The following is a 19,401-nucleotide window of genomic DNA, read 5'->3' on the forward strand; positions in this document are numbered from 1 at the left end:
ACACGGACCGCAACACTGTAGCTAGCGCGCCTGACCTCGGCCTACCCTCCCCGGCTCAGGAACGCGGCTTACGGCGCTCCGTCCGCTTGACGCCCTCGCGCTCGCGGCGCGGGCCGCGGGTGAACGAGCGTTGCTGCGGCGGGCCCTGATCCAGTTGCAGCTGGATGAGCACACCGCTGATCCGGGTGCGCCGCAACGCCTCCAACGTCTCCTCCGGCAGGTGCGCGGGCAGTTCCACCAGGCTGTGGTCGGGACGGATGCTGATATGCCCGAAGTCGCTGCGGCGCAGGCCGCCCTCGTTGGCGATGGCTCCGACGATCGCGCCGGGCACCACACGATGCCGCTTGCCCACGCTGATCCGGTAGGTCGCCAGCTCGGTTCCGGTGGCGCGGTGGTGGGCACCACCACCCTGCCGGTCCTCGTCGAAGTGCCGGACGGGCCGCTCGCGCGGGGTCCGGTCGCGCTGCGGGCGCTCCACCGGCTCCGGCTCGGGCTCCATGAAGAAGTTGTCGCCGTCGTAGGAGCCCACCGCCAGCGCCGCGGCGATGTCGGCCAGCGGGATGTTGTGCTCGCGCTCGTAGTCCTCGATCAGCTTGCGGAACAGCGGGAGATTCGCCGAGGTGAGGTTTTCGGTGATGGTGTCGCCGAACTTGGTGACGCGCTGCGCGTTGACGTCCTCCACGCTGGGCAGCTGCATCTCGGTCAGCGGGTGGCGGGTGGCCCGTTCGATCGACTTGAGCAGATGCCGCTCGCGCGGTGCGACGAACAGCAGTGCCTCACCACTGCGGCCTGCCCGGCCGGTGCGGCCGATGCGGTGCACGTAGGACTCGGTGTCGTGCGGGATGTCGTAGTTGACCACGTGCGAGATGCGGTCCACGTCGAGCCCGCGCGCGGCCACGTCGGTGGCGACCAGGATGTCCAGGGCGCCGGACTTGAGCTGGCCGATCGTGCGCTCGCGCTGGTTCTGCGCGATGTCGCCGTTGATCGCGGCGGCGGAAAAGCCCCTGGCGCGCAGCTTTTCGGCGAGCTCCTCGGTGGCCTGCTTGGTGCGGACGAAGATGATCATCGCCTCGAACGACTCGACCTCGAGCACCCGGGTCAGCGCGTCCAGCTTGCGTTGATGCGAGACCTGCACCCAGCGCTGGGTGATGTTGGTGGCCGTCGAGGTCTTCGACTTGACCGTGATCTCCACCGGATCGTGCAAGTACTGCTTGGAGATCTTGCGGATCGCGGGGGGCATGGTCGCGGAGAACAGCGCCACCTGCTTAGCCGACGGAGTGTCGGCGAGGATGCGCTCGACGTCCTCCTGGAAACCCATCTTGAGCATCTCGTCGGCCTCGTCGAGCACCAGGTACTGCAGCTGCGACAGGTCGAGCGTGCCCTTCTCCAGATGATCGATCACCCGGCCCGGCGTGCCGACCACGACGTGCGCGCCGCGGCGCAGGCCCGACAGCTGCACGCCGTAGGCCTGGCCGCCGTAGATGGGCAGCACATGCAGCCCCGGGATGTGCGCGGCGTAGCGGCCGAACGCCTCGGCGACCTGGATCGCGAGCTCCCGGGTCGGAGCGAGCACGAGCGCGCGCGGGATACGGCCGGTGGCCTCGAGCCCCATCAGGATCGGGATGGCGAAGGCCGCGGTCTTGCCGGTACCGGTCTGTGCGAGACCGACGACGTCGGCTCCGGAGAGCAGCGGAGGAATCGTCGCCGCCTGAATAGGCGACGGCGACTCGTAACCGACGTCGGCGATGGCCGCGAGGATGCGGTCATCGATCCCCAGATCGGCGAAAGACGGGCCGTCGGTGTCCCTGTCGTTGTCGCCAGAAACGCTGTCGACCTGATTGGTGCTCATTGACCAGGAGTTTACTGCCTCGTGCTGTTCGTCCCGGCCACGGCCCCAATACGGTGAGACCTATGCAACTGGACAACTCGCCCGCGCATCAGGACGCGACGCCGGATCAACTGGACGTGGCGGTCGTCCAGTTCGCCCCCTCGACGGACCCCTCGGCGAACCTCACGATGGTGCGCGAGCACGTGCGCACGGCCCGTGAGCGTGGTGCCCGTGTGGTCGTCGCACCGGAATACTCGATGTTCGCCGTGACCCGGCTCGACGAGCGGGTCGTCGCCGTTGCCGAGCCGCTGACCGGCCCATTCGTTACCGGCCTCGGAGCGATCGCGCGCGAGTTCGACGTGTTCCTGGTCGCCGGAACGGTGGAGCAGATCGCCCCTGGTGGCGACCGCATCCGCAACACCTCGGTCGTGCTCGGCCCCGACGGATCCCTCGTCAGCCGCTATCGGAAGGTCCACCTCTACGACGCCTTCGGCAACCTCGAGTCCGACGTGGTCGAGCCGGGCGCGATCGAGGCGCCGGCCACCTTCACGGTCGGTGATGTGACATTCGGCATGCAGACCTGTTTCGATCTGCGCTTCCCCGAAGGCGTGCGCCGGGTCGCCGCGGCGGGCGCGCAGGTGCTGCTGCTGCCCGCCCAATGGATCCCCGGACCGGGCAAGGTCGATCAGTGGACCACGCTGGTGCGGGCGCGGGCCATCGAGAACACCGTGTACGTGGCCGCCGCCGACCAGGCCGCACCCCGGGGCGCGGGCGCGTCGATGATCGTGGACCCGGCCGGTTCGGTGCTCGCCGGACTCGGCGACGAACCGGGCGTGCTGAGCGCCGGAATAGACCTGGCGTATCTGAGCAAGGTGCGCACCACCAACCCGAGCCTCGCGTTGCGTCGATTCGCGATCACCGAGCGCGGACCGGAGTAGCGTTCGAAATCGATGATGTACACCGATCGGACCTCGGCCGGTCACGCGCTGGGTGAGCATCTGGAGCACCTACGCGCGTCGAACCCGCTGGTGCTCGGTCTGCCGCGCGGCGGCGTACCCGTGGCGGCGGCGGTGCGCGAGGTGATCGGCGGTGACCTCGACATCCTGCTGGTGCGCAAGCTGGGCGTGCCGTGGCAGCCGGAACTGGCGCTGGGCGCCGTCGGCGAGGACGGGGTCCGGGTGCTGAATCCGGATGTGCTGGCGCACACCGGGCTGACGCCGGGGAAGGTCGACTCGATCGAGGCGCGCGAGCGTGCCGAACTGGAGCGGCGCAGGCAGGTGCTGCGCGGAGCGTCGCGGCCGATCCCGCTGACGGGGCGCACGGTGGTGATCGTCGACGACGGCATGGCGACCGGCGCCACAGTCGTGGTCGCCTGCCGGGTGGCGTATTCGCACCAGCCCGCGCGAGTCGTCGTCGCCGTCCCGGTCTCCTCCACGGAGGCGATGCGCCGGGTCGCCGACGAGGCCGACGAGGTGGTCTGCCCGTGGGTGCCGCGCTCGCTCGGCGGCGTCGGCGGCGCCTACCGCGATTTCCACCAGCTCGAGGACGCCGAGGTCACCGCGCTGCTGTGCTGACGGCGGTCAGATTTCCACGATGCCCTTGCGGTGGCGCTGCGCCAGATCCGCGTAGAAGCCAGGATTGAGCTGCACCCACATCTGCGCCTGAGTGCCCTCGATCGGCCGTTTCACCTCGGCGGGCGATCCGGCGGCGAGCACACCGTCGGGAATCTCGGCTCCGGGTGGCACCAGCGAGTGGGCGGCGATCATGCTGCCCGCCCCGATTCTGGCCAGATCCAGCACCGTGGTCCCGTTGCCGACGATGGCCTCGGCGCCGACCGCGGCGCCGTGGAAGACCACGCTGTGCGCGATCGTCGCGCCTGCGCCGATCTCCATCGGCACGTCCGGCGGCACGTGCAGCACCGCGTTGTCCTGGATGTTGGCGCGTTCCCGGATGACGATCGGCGCCAGGTCCGCGCGCAAAACCGCGCCGTACCAGATCGAGGCGCCCGCCTCGACCCGGACGTCACCGATCAGGGTCGCCGTCGGCGCGACGAACGCTGTCGGATCGACCTGCGGCCGTTTGCCTTCGAATTCGTAGAGTGGCACTCGTACACCGTAAACGGTCCCATCGCGTCGTCGCCGGAGCGACGTCGGGAACCCGCGGCGCGCAGGACGCGGCCCGGTCCGAACTGCGGCCGGATACCGACTTCGGACGCTGCCGCCGAGTTCAGCGCCCGGCGAAAGCCGTCGACGTGCGCGCGGCCGCGGTGACGAGCGGTCGCAGGTGGGCGGCGAAACGCTCCGCGGTCACCGCGACGACCTCGACATCCGTGCCGGTGCGCACCGCGTATCGGCCGTCGGCGACCACGTCGATCCAGCACAGCACGCCGAAGGGGCGCAGTTCGCCCTCGCCGCGTCGCGCCGAGACGACGATCTGGCCGATGCCTTCGCGCGGCTGTTTGAGCAACTTGCGGATACGGGACGGGATGGACGGCCCGGCGACCGGAACGGTCACCAGGTTGCGACTGTCTTCGCCGACCTGGGCCAGCGGAGCGGTCATGCGCCCGAGCGTGCCGGGAGTGTTCTCCGGAAGCATCGAAACGATCCGCGCGCACAGGCTTTTCGAACTGCCCGCGAACAACCGCACCTCGCCGCCGCGGTCGGCCGTCGCGCCGTGGCGCTGCGCCGCGACCACCGCGATGTTCCCGGCGGCGGCGCCGAGGATACGGATCGGACGCGCCGGTTCGCTTTCCGCAGGCACGTCGGACGGCGGCCCGCCGTTTCGCCCCGGGGCCGGGCCGGGTGCCGCGTCACGCTGACCGAAAACCTCCACTCGCAGGTCCGGCTTGGCGAGCACGCGCAGCGCCGCTTCCAGGTCCGCGTCCAGCGTCTGAGCGCACCAGTGATCGAGCGCCGGCAGCTGTGCGGCGCGCTCGCCGGTGTCGCGTGCCGACAGGCGCACGGCCAGTGGATAGGGGATGCGATCGCCGTCGGTGCGTGACCAGGCCAGCGCGAACTGGTCCGGGGTCAGCGTCCAGTTCACTCGTACTCGGACCATTCACCGAGCACGGGCGGCGTGGTCGGATCGAGGGATCCGATGAGTTCGCCGCCGTCGTCGGAGGGCTCGAGGAAGGTGGGGAGATCGTCGAGGTCGAACTCGTCGTCTTCGTCATCGATCGGCGCAGAGCGAGCGATCGCGGCGTTCGCGGCCACGCTCGTACCCGCGCGCGGGGTGTCGATCGCGGCCACCGCACCGCCCATCAGACCACCCATCGCGCCCGCGCTGAGACCGGTGACCGCCGCGTCGCCGCTGTCGTTGTTCTTGCGCCGTTCGTCGCGCTTGCGTTGTTCCTCGGGCGGCACCTGGTTGCCCACGCCCGGCACGGCCGGCGTCGTCATCGGCTCGCTCGTCACCGCGGCGGGTGCGGTCGCCGGTCCCGATGCGGCTGCGGCCGCGGGGATGCGCAGGGCGGCTGCGGCCGCCGCCACCGTCGGGAGCGCCGCCGCGGCGGCGGGCGTGATCTTGGGCGGGGTCGTCGCCGGTGTCTCGGCCGCGACCGGGGTGACGGTGGGCGCGGCAGCGGCGGCGGACGTGGACGGAGTCTCGGTGGCGGGTACCGGATCGGCGGGCGTCGCGCCGACGCTCTGCTCCGCCGTGCGGCGCGGCTCCTGCGGGTGCGTTCCCACCGATATCGGCTGCGCGTCGGTCGAGGGCTGGACGGTCCCGATGAGCTTGCTCGGCGGTGGGGCGGTGGGCGCCGTCGCGGTCAGCCGGTCCGCTTCGTCGGGGAAGGCGGGCACGTCGGTGCCGGTCTGCGCGAACACACCCGCGTAGATGTCGTTCATCGCTCGCACGACGTCCTGGCGGGCGTGCTCGCTCGCCTTCTGTCCCTCCACGTTGCTGGTCGCCTGGGAGGGATCCAGCAATGCCCCCGCGAGATCCGGGGCGGCGGTGGGTGGCTCGGTCACCGCGGCGCGCAGCGCTTCCGCCGCGTCGCTCGCTTGCCCGAGGCGTTGCGAGACCACCGCGAACACGTCGGCCAAGTCCTGGCCGCTCTGTTCGAACACGCGCACCACCGCGTCCGCGCTCTTCGCCGCGGAGCCGCGCCAGCCGTCGGCGATGGCCGCGCGAATCTCGTTGTGCGCTTGAAAGACCGCGTCGGCGAGGTGCGCCGCCGCGTCGCTCCATGCCTGCCTGCCGCCGGAGAGTACGGCCGGGTCGAGCAGTTGCACCTTGGCGTGGATCTCGGCGTGGGTGAGGTTGTCGAACACTTCGACGTTCGGCGCGTAAGCGGGGTCGGTGCGCCGGTGGGTGGCCCGCTCACCGGCGCGCGGCATCTCACGCATGCGCGGCTCCCGTCACGTCGATCCGTTCGACCGCCTGCGCGAGCGCTTCGTCGGCCTGCTGGTAGGTGGCCGCAGCGGCGCGGAAGGTCTGGGCGAGTTCCCGTGCGGCGGTGGCGTATCGGCTCAATCGCGTGATCGCGCCGTCGGCTTTGCGCTCGAAACCGGCGCGCAGCCCGTCGCCGGAGGCGAATCCGCCGAAGCCGGGCAGCGCGGTGGCGGCGCTCAGGATGCGGATCTGCTCTTCGACCCGGTCGGCGAGCAGCTCGTACTGGCGCGCGCAGCGTTCGTGCGCGCCGTCGGCGACCAACAGGCCGTCGATCCACAGTGAGCCGTCGTCGACCGCTCGGTTCAGCGCGGCGATGTCGACACCGGGCGCGGTGACCTCCGCGGGCGGCTCTCCGCCGAACCCGTTCTCCTGTGATGGCATCTGCGCCGTCCCCCTTCCTCGTCCGAAGAGCGGTTCACGGATGTCGTGCCAACCCCACGACGACACCCTGCATCCAATCCGCGATGTCGGCAGTGACCCGCGCGTGCACCGGCTCGTGCAACAGGTCGTGCCCTGCGTCGATGTACTCGCATAAATCTACCGATTCGTGGCGGCTAGTCCAGACCCTGATCGCATCGATCGGCGCGCGCCGATCGTCCACGCCGTGCACGGCGAGCACCGGAAGCCCGCGTGGCAGTGTTGTTCCCGGCGCGCCAGGCGCACCGCCGCCCAGCGCGCGCTTCGGAACGCCCGAGAGCACCAGGCCCGCCGGCGCGTGTGCCGACAGGGCGGGCCGCAGCGGGTAGTCCCGTTCCAGCACCGTCGAATGCGTTGGCGCACCGGCCGGATCCGGCACCGCCGCGCCGAACATGCCCAGCACGGTCACCGCGCCGAGCGAATGGCCCATCAAGATCAGCGGCCGATCCGTACGAGCCAGCTCGACCAGCCGCAGCGCGTCCGCCACCAGCTCGGCCAGCGTGCCGGGCTGTTCCGGATCGCCCTCGCTCAACCCGTGCCCGGACGTGTCCAACGCCCATACCTGCGCCCCGATGGGTTGCAAGGCGCGCGCGAAGCGGTGGTAGTGCCCGCTGTGCTGGCCGATTCCGGGCAGCAGCACCACGGTGCACAGTGGGTTTTCGGTCGGCCACCGCCGATAGTGCATCCGGCCGCGCGCGCCGTCGAAAAATGGCATTCACCGATAGTGCCAAAGATCGTGTCGCGGATGGGACCACCCGATCCGGTGTCCAGAACGGCTAGGATCCGCGGCGACTCACCCCTACCCGAGCCGAGGTGCCCGCGTTGAGAATCCTCCGCCGTCCAGGCGCCTTCCTGTTGTCCGCCGCCACGGCGACCCTCACCGCGATCCTCGCGCCGGGCGCCGCCGCCGCGCCGCCGATCGGCGCCTGCGACCCCGCGGTGGTGGTCACGGCCGTTCCGGCGCCCGTGCCGGTGCTCGACTGGGCGGAGAATCTGGGTTACGACGCGCAGGGCAACCTGTGGGTCTCGCGGCTCTACCGCAACGAGGTCCAGCGTTACGACGCCGCCGGCACGCTGACCGCGACCGTCGCGGTGGAGTTCCCCGGTGCGGTCCGGCTCGGTCCCGACGGGCTGTTGTATGTCGTCTACGGGGACGCGCCGGTCAGCGTCGTCCGGCCTGGCGGCGTGGTCCGGTTCGATCCGGCGGCGGCCGTGCCGAAGCCGGAGGTCTTCGTCTCCGGCTTCACGATGCCCAACGGCGCGGCGTTCGACCCGAGCGGCAATCTCTACGTCGCGACCGTGTCCGGCGTGGTCAAGGTTCGTCCCGACGCGTCCGTCGACACCGCGTGGGGCGCGCCGCTGGCGGGACTGGCCGCCAACGGCGCGGCCGTACACGACGGTGCGCTGTACGTCACCGCCAACGGCGGCCCGCTCGGCCGGATCGTCCGCATCCCGCTCACCGCGCCCGTGTCCCGCGAGACCGTCACCGACCTGTCCTCGCGACTGCCCGGTCTCCCGGATTTCGCCGACGACCTCCTGATCGACTCGACGGGCATCCTCTACGTCACCACCCTCACCGGCCGATTGGTCCGCGTCGATACCGCTACCGGCGCCGCCTGCGCCGTCCTGGACACGCAGCCCCTCACCGCCGTTGCCGCCACTCCGGCCGGCCCGGACAAACTGATCGCCACCACCGAATCCGGCGCTCTGCTTCGCATCGACCTCGCCGGCTGAGTTCGAGCCGATTCCGCGGGAGCGGCCGGGCACACCCAGCGGCCTCGAAAGAGCGCCGGCCGAGATCCTTCGAGACTCAGATGTATTCGGCTACGACCCGGTAGGGGCAGGTTTCGCGTGGGCCGTCTTCCCGACGGCGTCCACGGATGCCAGGACCGCCGGGTCGTAGCGGCGCGGTCGCCGGGCCGCGGCGGATGTTCAGGCATCGGCACGAGGTGGCGGATGCGGGCCGATCGCGCGCCCGGCACGTTCGGCGATGGCGCGCAGGTGTGCGCTCAGTTCCGGCGGCTCGTGCACCTCGAATTCCGCTCCCAGCCCGAGCAGTCGGTGGGCCAGCCATTCCGGAGCGTCGTCCCGCAGGGTATCGATCCGGCAAGTGTCCGCACCGATCGCGACGACCTCGCCCGGCTCATCGCCCAGCCGTCCCGCGACTCGGGCGACGGGCGCGTGGATGGTCAGGCGAAGCCGGAAGGTCGGCGAACCCCAGTCGGTGCGGCCACCCGCGACGTAGGCGGCGGCGTCGGCGGCGGGAAGCGGGCGGGGCGTGAAGCGGGCGGCGGTGGGTTGCGGACGGTCGATCCGGTCGACCCGGTAGACGCGCCAGTCGGCCCGGTCGAGGTCGTAGCCGACCAGATACCAGCGACGCCGGGCGGGCACCAGGCCCACCGGTTCGGCGTTGCGCCTCGATTCCGTCCCCGCCTCGTCGCGGTAGGCGAAGCGCACCCGCTCCCGGTTGGCCACGGTCGCCGCGAGTGTGGCGAGCACTTCGGGGTCGGCGGCGGGTCCGTCGCCGGTGGGCGGGGTCAGCGCGACGGCCAGGACCCGCACTCTGCGCCGCAACTTCGTGGGCAGCACCTGCTCCACTTTGGCCAGTGCCCGCACCGCCGCCTCCTCGATCCCGGCCACCCCGGCCCCGGCGGCGGTGCGCAATCCGACCGCGATGGCGACGGCCTCGTCGTCCGCTACGAGCAACGGCGGCATCGCCGCGCCCGCCACCAAGCGGTAGCCGCCCGTCGCGCCGAGCGTGGCGGTCACCGGATAACCGAGTTCGCGCAACCGGTCGATGTCACGGCGCACCGTGCGATCGGTGACGCCGAGGCGTTCGGCCAATTCGCTGCCCGGCCATTCACGCGGTGTCTGGAGCAGTGACAGCAGGCGAAGCAGCCGGGCGGGGGTGTCGTTCACGACTTCGAGGATGCCGGAAATCTAGGACCTGGTCGGTCCTAGATTGCTCCTAACGTCGGCGTTGTACCGCAAGACCGACCGGCAAGGAGCCGACCGAATGACCGACATCCGCCCGTTCCGTATCGAGATCCCGCAGGCCGATGTGGACGACCTGCACGACCGCCTCGCTCGCACCCGCTGGACCGAACAGCTACCCGGCTCCGGCTGGGAGCGCGGCGTGCCGGTCGGCTACCTGCGCGAGCTGGCCGAGTACTGGCGGACCGGATTCGACTGGCGGGCACGGGAAGCGGCGCTGAACGAGTTCCCGCAGTTCAAGACGCGCATCGACGGGCTGGATGTGCACTTCCTGCACGTGCGCTCGCCGGAGCCGAACGCGACGCCGCTCATCCTCACCCACGGCTGGCCGAACTCGTTCGTGGAATTCACCGAGACCATCGGCCCGCTCGCCGATCCGCGGGCGCACGGGCTCGATCCGGCGCAGGCGTTCCATGTCGTGGTGCCCTCGGTCCCGGGTTTCGGCTTCTCCGAAGGGCCGCGTGAGCCCGGCATGACACCGGCGACGGTGGCCCGGATGTGGCTGACGCTGATGGATCGGCTCGGCTACCGGCGCTTCGGCGCACAGGGCGGCGACCTCGGCGCCTACGTCACGCCGGAACTCGCCGTCGCCGCACCGGACCGGGTGATCGGCGTGCACATCGACGGCGGGATCGGGATGCCGACCGAGGCGGATGTGCCCACCATGACGCCCGAGGAACGCGCCGAGTGGGACCTCATGCAGCGGTGGATGACCGGCGGCGTGAACCATCACGTCCTGCTGCACGCCGCCCCGCAGACCTTCGCCCACGCCTGGACCGATTCACCGGTGGGTCTGCTCGCCTGGCTGCTGCAGAAGTTCACCGAGTTCGCCCCGCTGGCCGACCGGGTGGAGGACGTGATCAGCCGCGACCATCTGCTGACCAACATCAGTCTGTACTGGTTCACCGACACGGTGGCGTCGTCGTCCTGGCCGATGTACAACGGCCTCGGCGACGGCGTATTCGCCTGGCCGAAGGGGCAGAAAGCGGTGCCGACCGGCACCTACGGCGGCGGCTCCGCCTTGATGCGGAGGCTGGCCGAACGCGACAACACCATCGTGCACTGGCCCGAGGGCAACACCGGCAACCACTTCATCGCGATGGAACGCCCGGACGCACACGTCGCGGACATCCGCGCGTTCTTCGCCGTCCTGGATTGAGTGTCGCTGCCGACGGGTCCGGCCCGGTGCCACTCGGGTGACGGTGAGTGGCAACGGGTTCGGTCGACCGTACGTCGGCCCGCGCTCTCCTGCCCCGCTTCCGCTCGCCCGGGAACGATGCTTGCGTTATCGAAGTGGTTGCCATAACCTTGCGGCGGGGAAGGCTGAGCAACAACCGATTTCGAATGACACAGTTCGTTTCGGTCGAGTGCCGCCGGAGTGAAGTTTTGTAATCGGGAGGGATTGTTGATCTACGGGGGGATATCGGCGACCCGGCGCGTCGGCGTCGCGGTGGTCGGACTAGGCAATGCCGGGCAGGGCCATATTGCGGCCATCGGGAATTGTCCGGAGTACTCGGTTATCGCGGGTGTCGAGCCGGACGCCGAGGTGGCGCGAGGAGCTTCGATTCCTATTCGCGACTTCACCGAAATACTCCACGACGATGCGATAGATGTCGTGGCGTTCTGCCTGCCGCCCGGTGGCAGAGCCGAACTGGTCGCTCGCGCATTGCACTGCGGTAAGCACGTCGTGGTCGAGAAGCCGCCGGCGCGGACCGTTTCCGAATTGGACGATCTCACCTCGGCGGCGCGAGCCGCCGAGCGGTTCGCAGTCGTCATGTTCCAGCATCGTTTGTGCTTGCCCGACCGGCTGACCGCACTCGATCCATCCGCACTGGCACACCATTTCTCGGGTGCCACAGGCAGCCTTGTCGTCTCCCGCAGGCGCACCGATACCTATTACGGGCAGGGATGGCGATCGCGTGCGGCCGTGGCGATGGGTGGCGTCACCGCCCACCTCGGTGTGCACTATCTGGATCTGGCGTGCCAAGTCCTGGGTCCGATCGCCGAGACCGAAGTGCTGTCCCGGGTAGAGGCGGCGCCCGGTGTCGACAGCGAGTTGGTCGGGCACGTTCGTTTCGTCTCCGGAGCGGCTATGAATATGGCTGTCACCAGCCGCTCCGAACATCGGTGCGAGCACCTTGCCATCTTCGGTTCGAAGGACCGGCTGGAAATCCGGGATGGCGCTTGTACCGGCGAATTCGACGGAGAGACGATCACTCATGCTGCGCGTCCGGCGGTCGAACTGCGAGCCGAGGTCTATCGTCGCTTGGCGATAGCTGTGCGAACCGGTAGCGACCCGGGGGTTATCGCCTTGGCACGCAGCCGGTTCGTCACCGATGCGCTGGTTCGGCTGTCGGGTGCCGCCGCGATTCCGGCAGGGGTCGACCGCGCATGGTGAGGGTCGAGCAGAGCGTCACAAGACAATGTCGCGTCCAAGGGATGGGTACCGGACTGAGTTCCGGCACCTTGCCCGGAAGTTCGGCAGCCGAACTCGCCGCACTGACTTCGGCTGCCGGAGGGGCGGGCGTTGACCTGCGGGCGGGCAAAGGGCACGGCTGGGAGCGCCACGGCATCGACGAAGGTATCGCGGCTGTACTCGGCGCCGGGCTGTCGATCTATTTCCTTGGATCGGGGCTACAGCTCGGCGAGCGGGCATCGCGTTTCCACTCGATCCGGCCGGCGATCGCGGTGCCGATCAAAGTGTTCTGTGTAGCGGAACCGGATCAGGCACTCGTCGACGCGCAGTGTTGCGCGGCGGTCGAGCAGGGGATCGAGTTGCTGGTCGAGACGCACCATGGCGGACCCGATGTAGTGCGGTTGACGGCGCTGGCCGAACGCACCGGAATCGGTGTGGTGCTCGACCTGCTCGGTCTCGCGCGGATCGGCGGCGCAAGCCGGACCCAGCTGCGCGACCTGGCCCCGCACGTCCGGGCTGTGCAGGTGAAGGGTTTCGAACCGCCCGAGAACGGTTGGCGGCATCGTCCCCTCGAATCGTCGGACCTGGATCAGGTCCGGCAGATAGTGGATGACGGTGCGCCGGTGCGTGCGATAACTGTGGAGTCCCGTGCGGGTACACCCCGGCAGGACTTGGCCGTCGTCCTGCAGCTTCGCGCGGAGGTGCTTCGATGAAGCTTGCGGTGATCGGTGATGAAATCGCGCAAGATATCGAGGTGGTTGCCGAGGTGGCGGCTGCCTCGGGAGCGGTTGGAGTCGAGATCCGGTCGGTGGCCGACCGCGCGCCGGGCATGCTCACGAGGTCCCGGCTGCAGCGGATCGGGAACGTACTCGATGCCAAGGGCCTCACGGTGGCGGGTTATGCCCCGCCTGCGTTCAAATGCCCGCTACCGCGCACCGACGAGGAATACGCCGCGGTTGCCGATGAACTGCGGAAGTTCACCGAGCAAGCTGCCGTACTCGGCGCGCCACACGTACGGATATTCACCTTCTGGCGAGATGGCGAGCCCGATCCCGTCGGGGCCGCGCGCGCCGCCGACCGTGTCCTGGCCGAGCTGCGATCCGATATACCTTTCGTCGTCGAGACGGGCACCCGAACCAACACACCGACCATGCGCCACGTGCTCGAGTTCCTCGAGGCGTTGAGCTTCCCGGGCCTCGGAATCCTGTGGGACCCGGGAAATACGGTGTTCAGTGGGTGGGACCCGGCGCCTTTCCCGGATGACTATGCGGCGGGCAGAACACTGATTCGTCATGTGCACGTGAAGGATCCGGCCGGCACGAACGGCTATGTGCGGATCGGGTCGGGCGATTTGCCCTGGCCCGCGATCTTGCAGCGCCTCGCGGAAGACGAATACACGGGTTATCTCAGTTTGGAGACGCATTGGCGTATCGGCCGTGTGCTGTCCGCGCAGGAACGTGACACCCCCTGGGGAGAGGGCTTTTCCCGCGGCGGTCGGACCGCGAGCGTCGAATGCCTCGGCATCCTTCGAGCGATGCTGGATGAGATCGCGAAGGTGGGGCCGCCGTCATGAGCGATGAGCCTCCCGTCATCGTGCTCGGCGCCCAGCGATCCGGCACTACGGCACTCGCCTCGGTGCTGGATATCGCGTTCGAAAAGGTCGGTGGCATATTCACCGTCAACGGCAAGCTGCCCTACATCTTGCACCGTTGGGTGACGGCCGCGGATCTGCGAGCGCGTCATCTTCGAGTCGATGAGATGATCTGGGCGTTGCGTCGCAAGGCGCCGTTCGGATTACACAGCGAAAGATGGCTGGCGACAACGGAAACCGTCTTGCGCGATGCCGCCGTAGCGGTAAGCGCCGGGGAAGTCGCCGATCCGGTACAACTGCGGCGCGACGTGCTCGCCGGAGCGTATGCCGGCGCCACCCGGTTCGGTGACAAATACAACGAGTATCTGCTCGAACTCGACGTACTCGCGGAGAGCCTGCCGGATGCGCACTGGGTGCTCCTGATCCGAAATCCGGAAGCGGTGGCTCGGTCGACACTGCGATGGGCCGGGGATCGTCCATGGCGGCCCCCGGACCGAGGGGCGGCCCTGGCGAAGTGGGTGGCATGGCATGAACCATGGCTGGCCCATCCGCGTACCACGGACCAGCGATTGTGCACGGTCGTCGAATACGGTCAGCTCTGCGCGGGAGGTGGACTGTCACGACTCGGCTCCCGGCTCGATGTTGATCTGGCTCCGTACCGCGAGCTGCTCACCGAGTCTCCGGCACCGACCGACGCCGCACTCCCGACTCGGGTGCGCGACACGTGGACCCGGTTGCTCGGACAAGCAGGATTGTGACACGAAAGGCTGGACGCATGTCAGTTCTCCCGTACGACTCCGTGGCGACGTCGACCGATTTCCACCTCGGTCTACACCACGTCCAGCTGGCGATCCCGCCGGGTAGTGAGCCGGAATGCCGGCGATTCTACGTCGACATACTCGGGTTGCGGGAGGTGCGGAAGCCTCCCGTGCTCGCGGCTCGCGGCGGCTTATGGGTTCGTGGCGACGGACTCGAGATCCACCTCGGTGTCGAACAGGATTTCCGTCCTGCGCGCAAGGCCCATCCGGGCATTCTCGTGGGGCAACTCGACGAGTTGGCTAGGAGACTGACCGAATCGGATGTCGAACTCTCGTGGGACGAAGAATTCCCGGGATTTCGTCGATTCTACGCATTCGACTGTGTGGGAAATCGGCTCGAATTCATGTCTCCGTTGCATGATTCGGCACCGGAAAATGAAATAGACGCGGGCAGTTGACAAACGGCATCATAATGGTGCAAGATTTATTCGGTAGCGATTACCGGGTCACGTAGACCGAAGTGTCGCAATGGATCGGTAAGGAACTGCGCTGATCGCTGTTACCGATCGGGTCGGGGATTTACATTTGGCAGAAGGGGAGTCTGCTGTGCTCGAATTACGCGATGTAGTTCATGTTTTCGAAAGCGGGGGGAATGAGCGGCTGCTGCTGCGCGGCGCGACGCTCGTGGTAGAACAGCCCGATAAAGCGATGTTGTGCGGTCTCGGTTCCACCGAACGCCGTGCTCTCGCTCAATTGCTCAGCGGTCGCACGTTACCTCGATACGGATCCGTGCGCAGCGACGCCGACGTCGTCGTCCTCGATTTGGGCGACGCTCACGAACCCGATATCGAGTCCTATGCGTCAGGTGAATTGGCCGACCGCGCGGTTGTGCTGCTGACGGGGGCGCCTCCGGTGGCAAGGACCGGCCTGCGGGTTTTCGGGCTGCACGGCGGCGAGTTCGTCCCGGCGACCGCGCCCGCACCTTTCGCGATCACCATGGTCGAGATCGATGAACTGCGCTCCCGTGTCGAGGGCGAGTTGGTACAAGCCGGCCTTCCTGCGCGGCAGGCGAAAACCGTGGCCCGTGTGCTGGTCGATGCCGACGCTCGCGGACATGCCTCGCATGGTGTCAGCCTTCTGCCGACATATCTGCGACGGATCGCTGCCGGTGGGATCTCGTCGGACGCGGAGCCGGTGGTCACCGACACGGCGCAGGCGATGATCTCGATAGACGCCTGCGGTGGCCCAGGGCAGGTCGCGGCGGAGTCGGCGGCCCGTTTGTGCGCCGACCGCGCCGCCGAGCAGGGATTGGCGGCGGTCGCCGTCCACGACAACAACCACGTCGGAATGCTGGCGGCGTACCGGGATCCGTTCCAAGAGCGTCAGGTTGTCGGCCTGCTGCTGAATATCTCGGGGCCTGCGGTCGCTGCCCCTGGCGCGCAACGTCCGACTCTCGGCAGCAACGCGCTATGCCTGGTCACCCCGGGGCCGGTCGGTGGCGAACCGTTCTGCATCGATCTCGCGACCGGAGTGGTGGCCGCGGGCAAGATCCGTGATGCGCTCAATCGTGGAGTGCCGGTCACCGAAGGGTGGCTCCAAGACCAGGCTGGTCGGCCCACTCGGGATCCGGCGCAGCTGGACGCGGGTGGTTCGATCCCGCTGTTCGGCGGATACAAAGGTCTGTGCGTCACCCTGATCGTCGAAATTCTCGCGGGAGCACTGGCCGGTGGTCTGGTGAGTCCGCAAGTCAGCAAACAGCGCAAGCAGCCCGGTGCGGTCATGCGGTGCTCCCAGTTGTTCGTAGGGTTCGCGGTGGGGAGCTTCGCCGCCACCGATGAGCGCCCGACCGTCCCCGCACTGGTGCAGGTGCTGCGCCAGGCCGTACTCGATGGTTACGGCTCGCCGCCCACCGAGCCGTGGTTCCCGGACCAGGCCGAGCGCAGGCACACCGAACTGGCGCACTCCGCGGGTGTCCCGGTGCCGACAACGGTCATCGACGAACTGGGTTGGGCGCGGCGATGACGGTCACGTATGCCGACCCGCGGGTAGGTTCGGCGTCGGGATGGCCGCTGGTGTTGTACTTCCACCACGTATGTTCCGATATGACGCATTACACCGCTGTGACTCCTGGTGCCTTTCGTCGGGGATTGGATCTCGTTCTGTCGGAGTTCGGTCCGGCGCTCGACCCGGGAACGGTGCGGGCCGGCTTCGTCCCGCCCGACCGGCCGTCGGTGCTGATCACCTTCGATGACGGATACCGGGACAACTGGGAGATCGCCGCACCGATTCTGGCCGAATTCGACGTTCGCATCGCTCTTTTCTGCATCACCGACGCACTGACAATCGGTGCATCGTCCGGATCGGGTGCCGAATTCATGAGCTGGCGGCAGGCGATGGAAATGCGTGCCGCGGGTCATCTCTTGGCTGCGCACACCCGTACCCATCCGAAGCTCACCGAACTGGATGCGCCGGGTGTCCGGCGGGAAATCCTCGGCTCGTTGTCGGCGCTGGCCGAGCGCACCGGACGGTCGACAACGCTGTTCGCGTATCCCTACGGCCTGGTACCGGCAGGCGCGGTGCTCGGTTCCGACGTCCTCGGCTTCAGCACGATCAAAGTCGAGCCCACGCCATGGGATTCGGCGCCGCATCGGATCCGTCGGACCTACTTGCCGACACACGATCCCGACTCCTGGCCTGCCTTGGTTCGAGAATGGAAACGGCAGTGGTACGTATCTCAGTGATTATCCCGACCCGGAATCGGCCAGATGACCTGCGGCGCTGCTTGGCGGGCCTGACGGAATGCGTGCAGCGTCTCGGCTCGACGCCGGGCACGACGTTCCACGAACTCGTCGTCGTAGACGACGCGTCTACACGACCCGACGCATTGTCACCCGTCTACGCGAGCGATCTGCCCAAAGTCGTGCTGTACAACCGCGAACGGATGGGCGCGGGCAGCAGCAGGGCACGCGCTGTTTCAGCCGCTTCCGGTGACGTCCTGGCATTCCTGGACGACGATGCTGTTCCGCGCGGAGACTGGCTCACCGTGGCCGGGTCGGTCACCGAGCAGCGACCAGCGATCAGTGGCCGAGTGCTGCGGTTGGACAAGGGATTGGTCTCTTCCGCCCGGCAAGCACGCTACGACGAGCGATATCGTTCATTGTCCGCGGGAGATTCGATCAGCTTCTTCGCCGGTGGCAACAGCGCGATCCTGACGTCTGCCTTCCGCTCCGTGGGCGGGTTCTCGCGCAGTGGTGTCGGCGGAGACAACAGCCTCGCCGAAGCACTCGCAGGCAGCGGCAGACCTGCGCAGTTCGAGCCCGAGTTGGTGATCGCGCATCGAAACGGCAAGGGAGTGCGACGCGCGGTGCTGGACTCGTGGTCCAGCGGACGTGATCACCCGCAGCCGCTCGCGTTTCCGACGGCGATTCAGTTGGTGCGCGCGAGCGGGGTCGGTAGCTCGTGCACAGTGCGCGGATTCAATCGCGTGTTGAGCATCGTGCACGCAGCGGGACGAATGGATAGGCGGAAAGGGAGTTCGCGTCGGTCCGGCGGCGCGACCTCGCCGGGATTCGCGCCGCAGCGAAAGTGTGTACCGGACTGTCCGGATATCGAAGCTGTGGTGATGAATCGATGAACACGCATATTCTCCCAGCTGCCCGTCGGACCACGGCAGGAACAGGGCTCGCATTCGCTGCGTCCACAGCTGCCGAGATCGGAGTAATCGGGCTCGGCTACGTGGGTTTGCCTCAGGCGCTGGCCTTCGCGGAAGCCGGTCATCCGGTGTGCGGTATCGACACGGATCCGGCGGTGTGCTCGCTGCTCCGTTCCGGCCGCAGCCCCGTGGACACCGTCGCGGACGAGCGAGTCTCCGGTACAGCCGAATTGTTCTGCGTGACATCGGATGCCACCGATCTGCGCTCCTGTGACGCCGTGCTGATCTGCGTGCCGACGCCGCTCGGGCCGGACCGCAGGCCCGATCTCGGCCCGCTGATCTCGGCGGCCACGACCGTGGCCGAGAATCTGCAGCCGGGGCAGTTGATCGTGGTCGAATCTACGGTTCACCCGGGGGCCACCGGCGGTGTGGTGCGCCCGCTGCTGGAGAGCGGCGGATTATCTGCGGGGCAGGATTTTCACCTCGCATTCGCCCCCGAGCGGATCGACCCCGGCAACCGGAGCTATACCACCGCGAACACCCCGAGAGTGATAGGAGGTTTGACGGCCGAGTGTGCCCGTAAGGCGGTCGACCTCTATGGACGAGTCGTCACCACGATCCACGTGGCGCCTGGTCTCGAGGAGGCCGAAGCGGCGAAAATCCTCGAGAACACTTATCGGCAGGTCAATCTCGCCTTGGTGCACGAGTTCGCGGCCTACTGTGCCACCGCTGGAATAGACGCGGGCGCCGCTATCACCGCCGCGGCTACCAAGCCTTTCGGTTTCCACGCCTTCTATCCGGGGGCGGGGGTCGGTGGTCACTGCATCCCGGTCGATCCGATGTACCTGGCTGTGGCCGCACGTGACGCCGGCTCGCCGATGACCTTGGTGGAGCGTGCACAAGAGATCAACGACGAGCGTCCGCGGCACGTGGTCGAGCGGACCGCTCAGCTGCTGGCAGGGCGCGGCGCGCAGTTGTCCGGCGCACGAGTCCTCGTGCTCGGTCTCACCTACAAACCGAATGTGGTCGACGTTCGGAACACTCCCGCGGTCGGACTCGTGCGTGAGCTGGCCAGGGCAGGAGCGGTCGTGTCGATTCATGACCCGTTCCTCGCAGAACTTGTCGTCGATGACGTGGCCTTGCGTGTCGAACCCGACGTGCAATCCGCGATCGCGACGGCAGATCTCGTGCTGCTGGCTCAGCGGCACGAGCGATACGACTCGGCGTTATTGCGGCAGGCTCGCCTGCTACAGATCGCCGACGTTCGATACGAGGGGAGGTGACAAGCATGGACATCGTGACCGAGGAAGCCACCGCCTGATCGCTTGATTCAGGACTGTGAAGGGCGTTGGG

The 19,401-nt window shown here is 68.2% G+C and carries 20 protein-coding genes; 13 read left to right on the plus strand and 7 right to left on the minus strand.

Translation table 11 applies throughout. The features are described 5' to 3' along the window. Positions 1–55 precede the first annotated feature (55 nt). Complete coding sequence (locus tag ACFU5M_RS23580; protein WP_379052655.1) at positions 56–1,849, minus strand: DEAD/DEAH box helicase; 1,794 nt, start codon at positions 1,847–1,849, stop codon at positions 56–58. Positions 1,850–1,911: 62 nt separating this feature from the next. Here ACFU5M_RS23580 and ACFU5M_RS23585 point away from each other — a divergent pair, with 62 nt between their 5' ends. Together ACFU5M_RS23585 and ACFU5M_RS23590 are read left to right on the plus strand one after the other, a co-directional pair. After that, the gene (locus ACFU5M_RS23585; protein ID WP_379052657.1) at positions 1,912–2,766 is read left to right on the plus strand and encodes a carbon-nitrogen hydrolase family protein; all 855 of its coding nucleotides are present in this window, start codon (positions 1,912–1,914) and stop codon (positions 2,764–2,766) included. A 12-nt stretch (positions 2,767–2,778) separates the two neighbouring features. Continuing rightward, positions 2,779–3,402 carry a phosphoribosyltransferase gene (locus ACFU5M_RS23590; protein ID WP_379052658.1) on the plus strand — a complete coding sequence of 208 codons (624 nt, stop codon included), beginning with the start codon at positions 2,779–2,781 and terminating at the stop codon, positions 3,400–3,402. A 6-nt stretch (positions 3,403–3,408) separates the two neighbouring features. Here ACFU5M_RS23590 and ACFU5M_RS23595 read toward each other — a convergent pair whose 3' ends face one another. From ACFU5M_RS23595 to ACFU5M_RS23615, 5 genes are all read right to left on the minus strand, one after another. Then, a complete protein-coding gene (locus ACFU5M_RS23595; RefSeq protein ID WP_379052659.1) occupies positions 3,409–3,933 on the minus strand; it encodes a gamma carbonic anhydrase family protein in 525 nt (174 codons plus the stop codon). A gap of 121 nt (positions 3,934–4,054) precedes the next feature. After that, a complete protein-coding gene (locus ACFU5M_RS23600) occupies positions 4,055–4,885 on the minus strand; it encodes an ESX secretion-associated protein EspG (protein ID WP_379052660.1) in 831 nt (276 codons plus the stop codon). Then, complete coding sequence (locus ACFU5M_RS23605; RefSeq protein WP_379052661.1) at positions 4,867–6,174, minus strand: WXG100 family type VII secretion target; 1,308 nt, start codon at positions 6,172–6,174, stop codon at positions 4,867–4,869. Before ACFU5M_RS23605 ends, ACFU5M_RS23600 begins: the two co-directional genes overlap by 19 nt. Further along, positions 6,167–6,601 carry a hypothetical protein gene (locus ACFU5M_RS23610; RefSeq protein WP_379052663.1) on the minus strand — a complete coding sequence of 145 codons (435 nt, stop codon included), beginning with the start codon at positions 6,599–6,601 and terminating at the stop codon, positions 6,167–6,169. The genes ACFU5M_RS23605 and ACFU5M_RS23610 overlap by 8 nt, the downstream gene beginning before the upstream one ends. Positions 6,602–6,635: 34 nt before the next feature. Continuing rightward, the gene (locus ACFU5M_RS23615) at positions 6,636–7,352 is read right to left on the minus strand and encodes an alpha/beta hydrolase (protein WP_379052665.1); all 717 of its coding nucleotides are present in this window, start codon (positions 7,350–7,352) and stop codon (positions 6,636–6,638) included. A gap of 107 nt (positions 7,353–7,459) precedes the next feature. On the opposite strand from ACFU5M_RS23615, the gene ACFU5M_RS23620 reads away from it, so the two are divergent. Next, the gene (locus tag ACFU5M_RS23620; protein WP_379052667.1) at positions 7,460–8,371 is read left to right on the plus strand and encodes a hypothetical protein; all 912 of its coding nucleotides are present in this window, start codon (positions 7,460–7,462) and stop codon (positions 8,369–8,371) included. Between the two features lie 198 nt (positions 8,372–8,569). Here the strand turns inward: ACFU5M_RS23620 and ACFU5M_RS23625 are convergent, their stop codons facing one another. Beyond that, on the minus strand, positions 8,570–9,556 hold the full coding sequence (locus ACFU5M_RS23625; protein ID WP_379052668.1) for a helix-turn-helix transcriptional regulator: 987 nt from the start codon (positions 9,554–9,556) through the stop codon (positions 8,570–8,572). 97 nt (positions 9,557–9,653) lie between these two features. Here ACFU5M_RS23625 and ACFU5M_RS23630 point away from each other — a divergent pair, with 97 nt between their 5' ends. The 10 genes from ACFU5M_RS23630 to ACFU5M_RS23675 all read left to right on the plus strand — a co-directional run bounded on the left by ACFU5M_RS23630 (position 9,654) and on the right by ACFU5M_RS23675 (position 19,331). Beyond that, positions 9,654–10,790 carry an epoxide hydrolase family protein gene (locus tag ACFU5M_RS23630; protein WP_379052670.1) on the plus strand — a complete coding sequence of 379 codons (1,137 nt, stop codon included), beginning with the start codon at positions 9,654–9,656 and terminating at the stop codon, positions 10,788–10,790. A 246-nt stretch (positions 10,791–11,036) separates the two neighbouring features. Next, positions 11,037–12,029, plus strand: coding sequence for a Gfo/Idh/MocA family protein (locus ACFU5M_RS23635; RefSeq protein ID WP_379052671.1), 993 nt, complete (start codon positions 11,037–11,039; stop codon positions 12,027–12,029). A gap of 41 nt (positions 12,030–12,070) precedes the next feature. Continuing rightward, a complete protein-coding gene (locus tag ACFU5M_RS23640; RefSeq protein ID WP_379052672.1) occupies positions 12,071–12,760 on the plus strand; it encodes a hypothetical protein in 690 nt (229 codons plus the stop codon). Further along, positions 12,757–13,620 carry a sugar phosphate isomerase/epimerase family protein gene (locus ACFU5M_RS23645; RefSeq protein ID WP_379052674.1) on the plus strand — a complete coding sequence of 288 codons (864 nt, stop codon included), beginning with the start codon at positions 12,757–12,759 and terminating at the stop codon, positions 13,618–13,620. The genes ACFU5M_RS23640 and ACFU5M_RS23645 overlap by 4 nt, the downstream gene beginning before the upstream one ends. Next, a complete protein-coding gene (locus ACFU5M_RS23650; RefSeq protein WP_379052676.1) occupies positions 13,617–14,396 on the plus strand; it encodes a sulfotransferase in 780 nt (259 codons plus the stop codon). Before ACFU5M_RS23645 ends, ACFU5M_RS23650 begins: the two co-directional genes overlap by 4 nt. Before the next feature lie 41 nt (positions 14,397–14,437). Further along, a complete protein-coding gene (locus tag ACFU5M_RS23655) occupies positions 14,438–14,854 on the plus strand; it encodes a glyoxalase (RefSeq protein WP_379052678.1) in 417 nt (138 codons plus the stop codon). Between the two features lie 148 nt (positions 14,855–15,002). Beyond that, a complete protein-coding gene (locus ACFU5M_RS23660; RefSeq protein WP_379052679.1) occupies positions 15,003–16,418 on the plus strand; it encodes an Ldh family oxidoreductase in 1,416 nt (471 codons plus the stop codon). Between the two features lie 125 nt (positions 16,419–16,543). Continuing rightward, positions 16,544–17,137 carry a polysaccharide deacetylase family protein gene (locus ACFU5M_RS23665; protein WP_379052681.1) on the plus strand — a complete coding sequence of 198 codons (594 nt, stop codon included), beginning with the start codon at positions 16,544–16,546 and terminating at the stop codon, positions 17,135–17,137. A gap of 41 nt (positions 17,138–17,178) precedes the next feature. After that, positions 17,179–18,030: a glycosyltransferase family 2 protein gene (locus ACFU5M_RS23670; protein ID WP_379052683.1), complete on the plus strand. Its 852-nt coding sequence runs from the start codon at positions 17,179–17,181 to the stop codon at positions 18,028–18,030. Then, positions 18,027–19,331: a nucleotide sugar dehydrogenase gene (locus tag ACFU5M_RS23675; RefSeq protein ID WP_379052685.1), complete on the plus strand. Its 1,305-nt coding sequence runs from the start codon at positions 18,027–18,029 to the stop codon at positions 19,329–19,331. The genes ACFU5M_RS23670 and ACFU5M_RS23675 overlap by 4 nt, the downstream gene beginning before the upstream one ends. Positions 19,332–19,401: the final 70 nt, after the last annotated feature.

This window comes from Nocardia sp. NPDC057455 (assembly GCF_042802775.1).
Classification (GTDB): Bacteria; Actinomycetota; Actinomycetes; order Mycobacteriales; family Mycobacteriaceae; genus Nocardia.

What these genes read in the sequence shown, in the direction of transcription:
- ACFU5M_RS23630 (WP_379052670.1), top strand. Translation starts at nt 9,654, where the DNA reads ATGACCGACATCCGCCCGTTCCGTATCGAGATCCCGCAGGCCGATGTG.
- ACFU5M_RS23610 (WP_379052663.1), bottom strand. Translation starts at nt 6,601, where the DNA reads ATGCCATCACAGGAGAACGGGTTCGGCGGAGAGCCGCCCGCGGAGGTC.
- ACFU5M_RS23590 (WP_379052658.1), top strand. Translation starts at nt 2,779, where the DNA reads ATGATGTACACCGATCGGACCTCGGCCGGTCACGCGCTGGGTGAGCAT.
- ACFU5M_RS23645 (WP_379052674.1), top strand. Translation starts at nt 12,757, where the DNA reads ATGAAGCTTGCGGTGATCGGTGATGAAATCGCGCAAGATATCGAGGTG.
- ACFU5M_RS23640 (WP_379052672.1), top strand. Translation starts at nt 12,071, where the DNA reads ATGGGTACCGGACTGAGTTCCGGCACCTTGCCCGGAAGTTCGGCAGCC.
- ACFU5M_RS23600 (WP_379052660.1), bottom strand. Translation starts at nt 4,885, where the DNA reads ATGGTCCGAGTACGAGTGAACTGGACGCTGACCCCGGACCAGTTCGCG.
- ACFU5M_RS23580 (WP_379052655.1), bottom strand. Translation starts at nt 1,849, where the DNA reads ATGAGCACCAATCAGGTCGACAGCGTTTCTGGCGACAACGACAGGGAC.
- ACFU5M_RS23585 (WP_379052657.1), top strand. Translation starts at nt 1,912, where the DNA reads ATGCAACTGGACAACTCGCCCGCGCATCAGGACGCGACGCCGGATCAA.
- ACFU5M_RS23615 (WP_379052665.1), bottom strand. Translation starts at nt 7,352, where the DNA reads ATGCCATTTTTCGACGGCGCGCGCGGCCGGATGCACTATCGGCGGTGG.
- ACFU5M_RS23650 (WP_379052676.1), top strand. Translation starts at nt 13,617, where the DNA reads ATGAGCGATGAGCCTCCCGTCATCGTGCTCGGCGCCCAGCGATCCGGC.
- ACFU5M_RS23605 (WP_379052661.1), bottom strand. Translation starts at nt 6,174, where the DNA reads ATGCGTGAGATGCCGCGCGCCGGTGAGCGGGCCACCCACCGGCGCACC.
- ACFU5M_RS23675 (WP_379052685.1), top strand. Translation starts at nt 18,027, where the DNA reads ATGAACACGCATATTCTCCCAGCTGCCCGTCGGACCACGGCAGGAACA.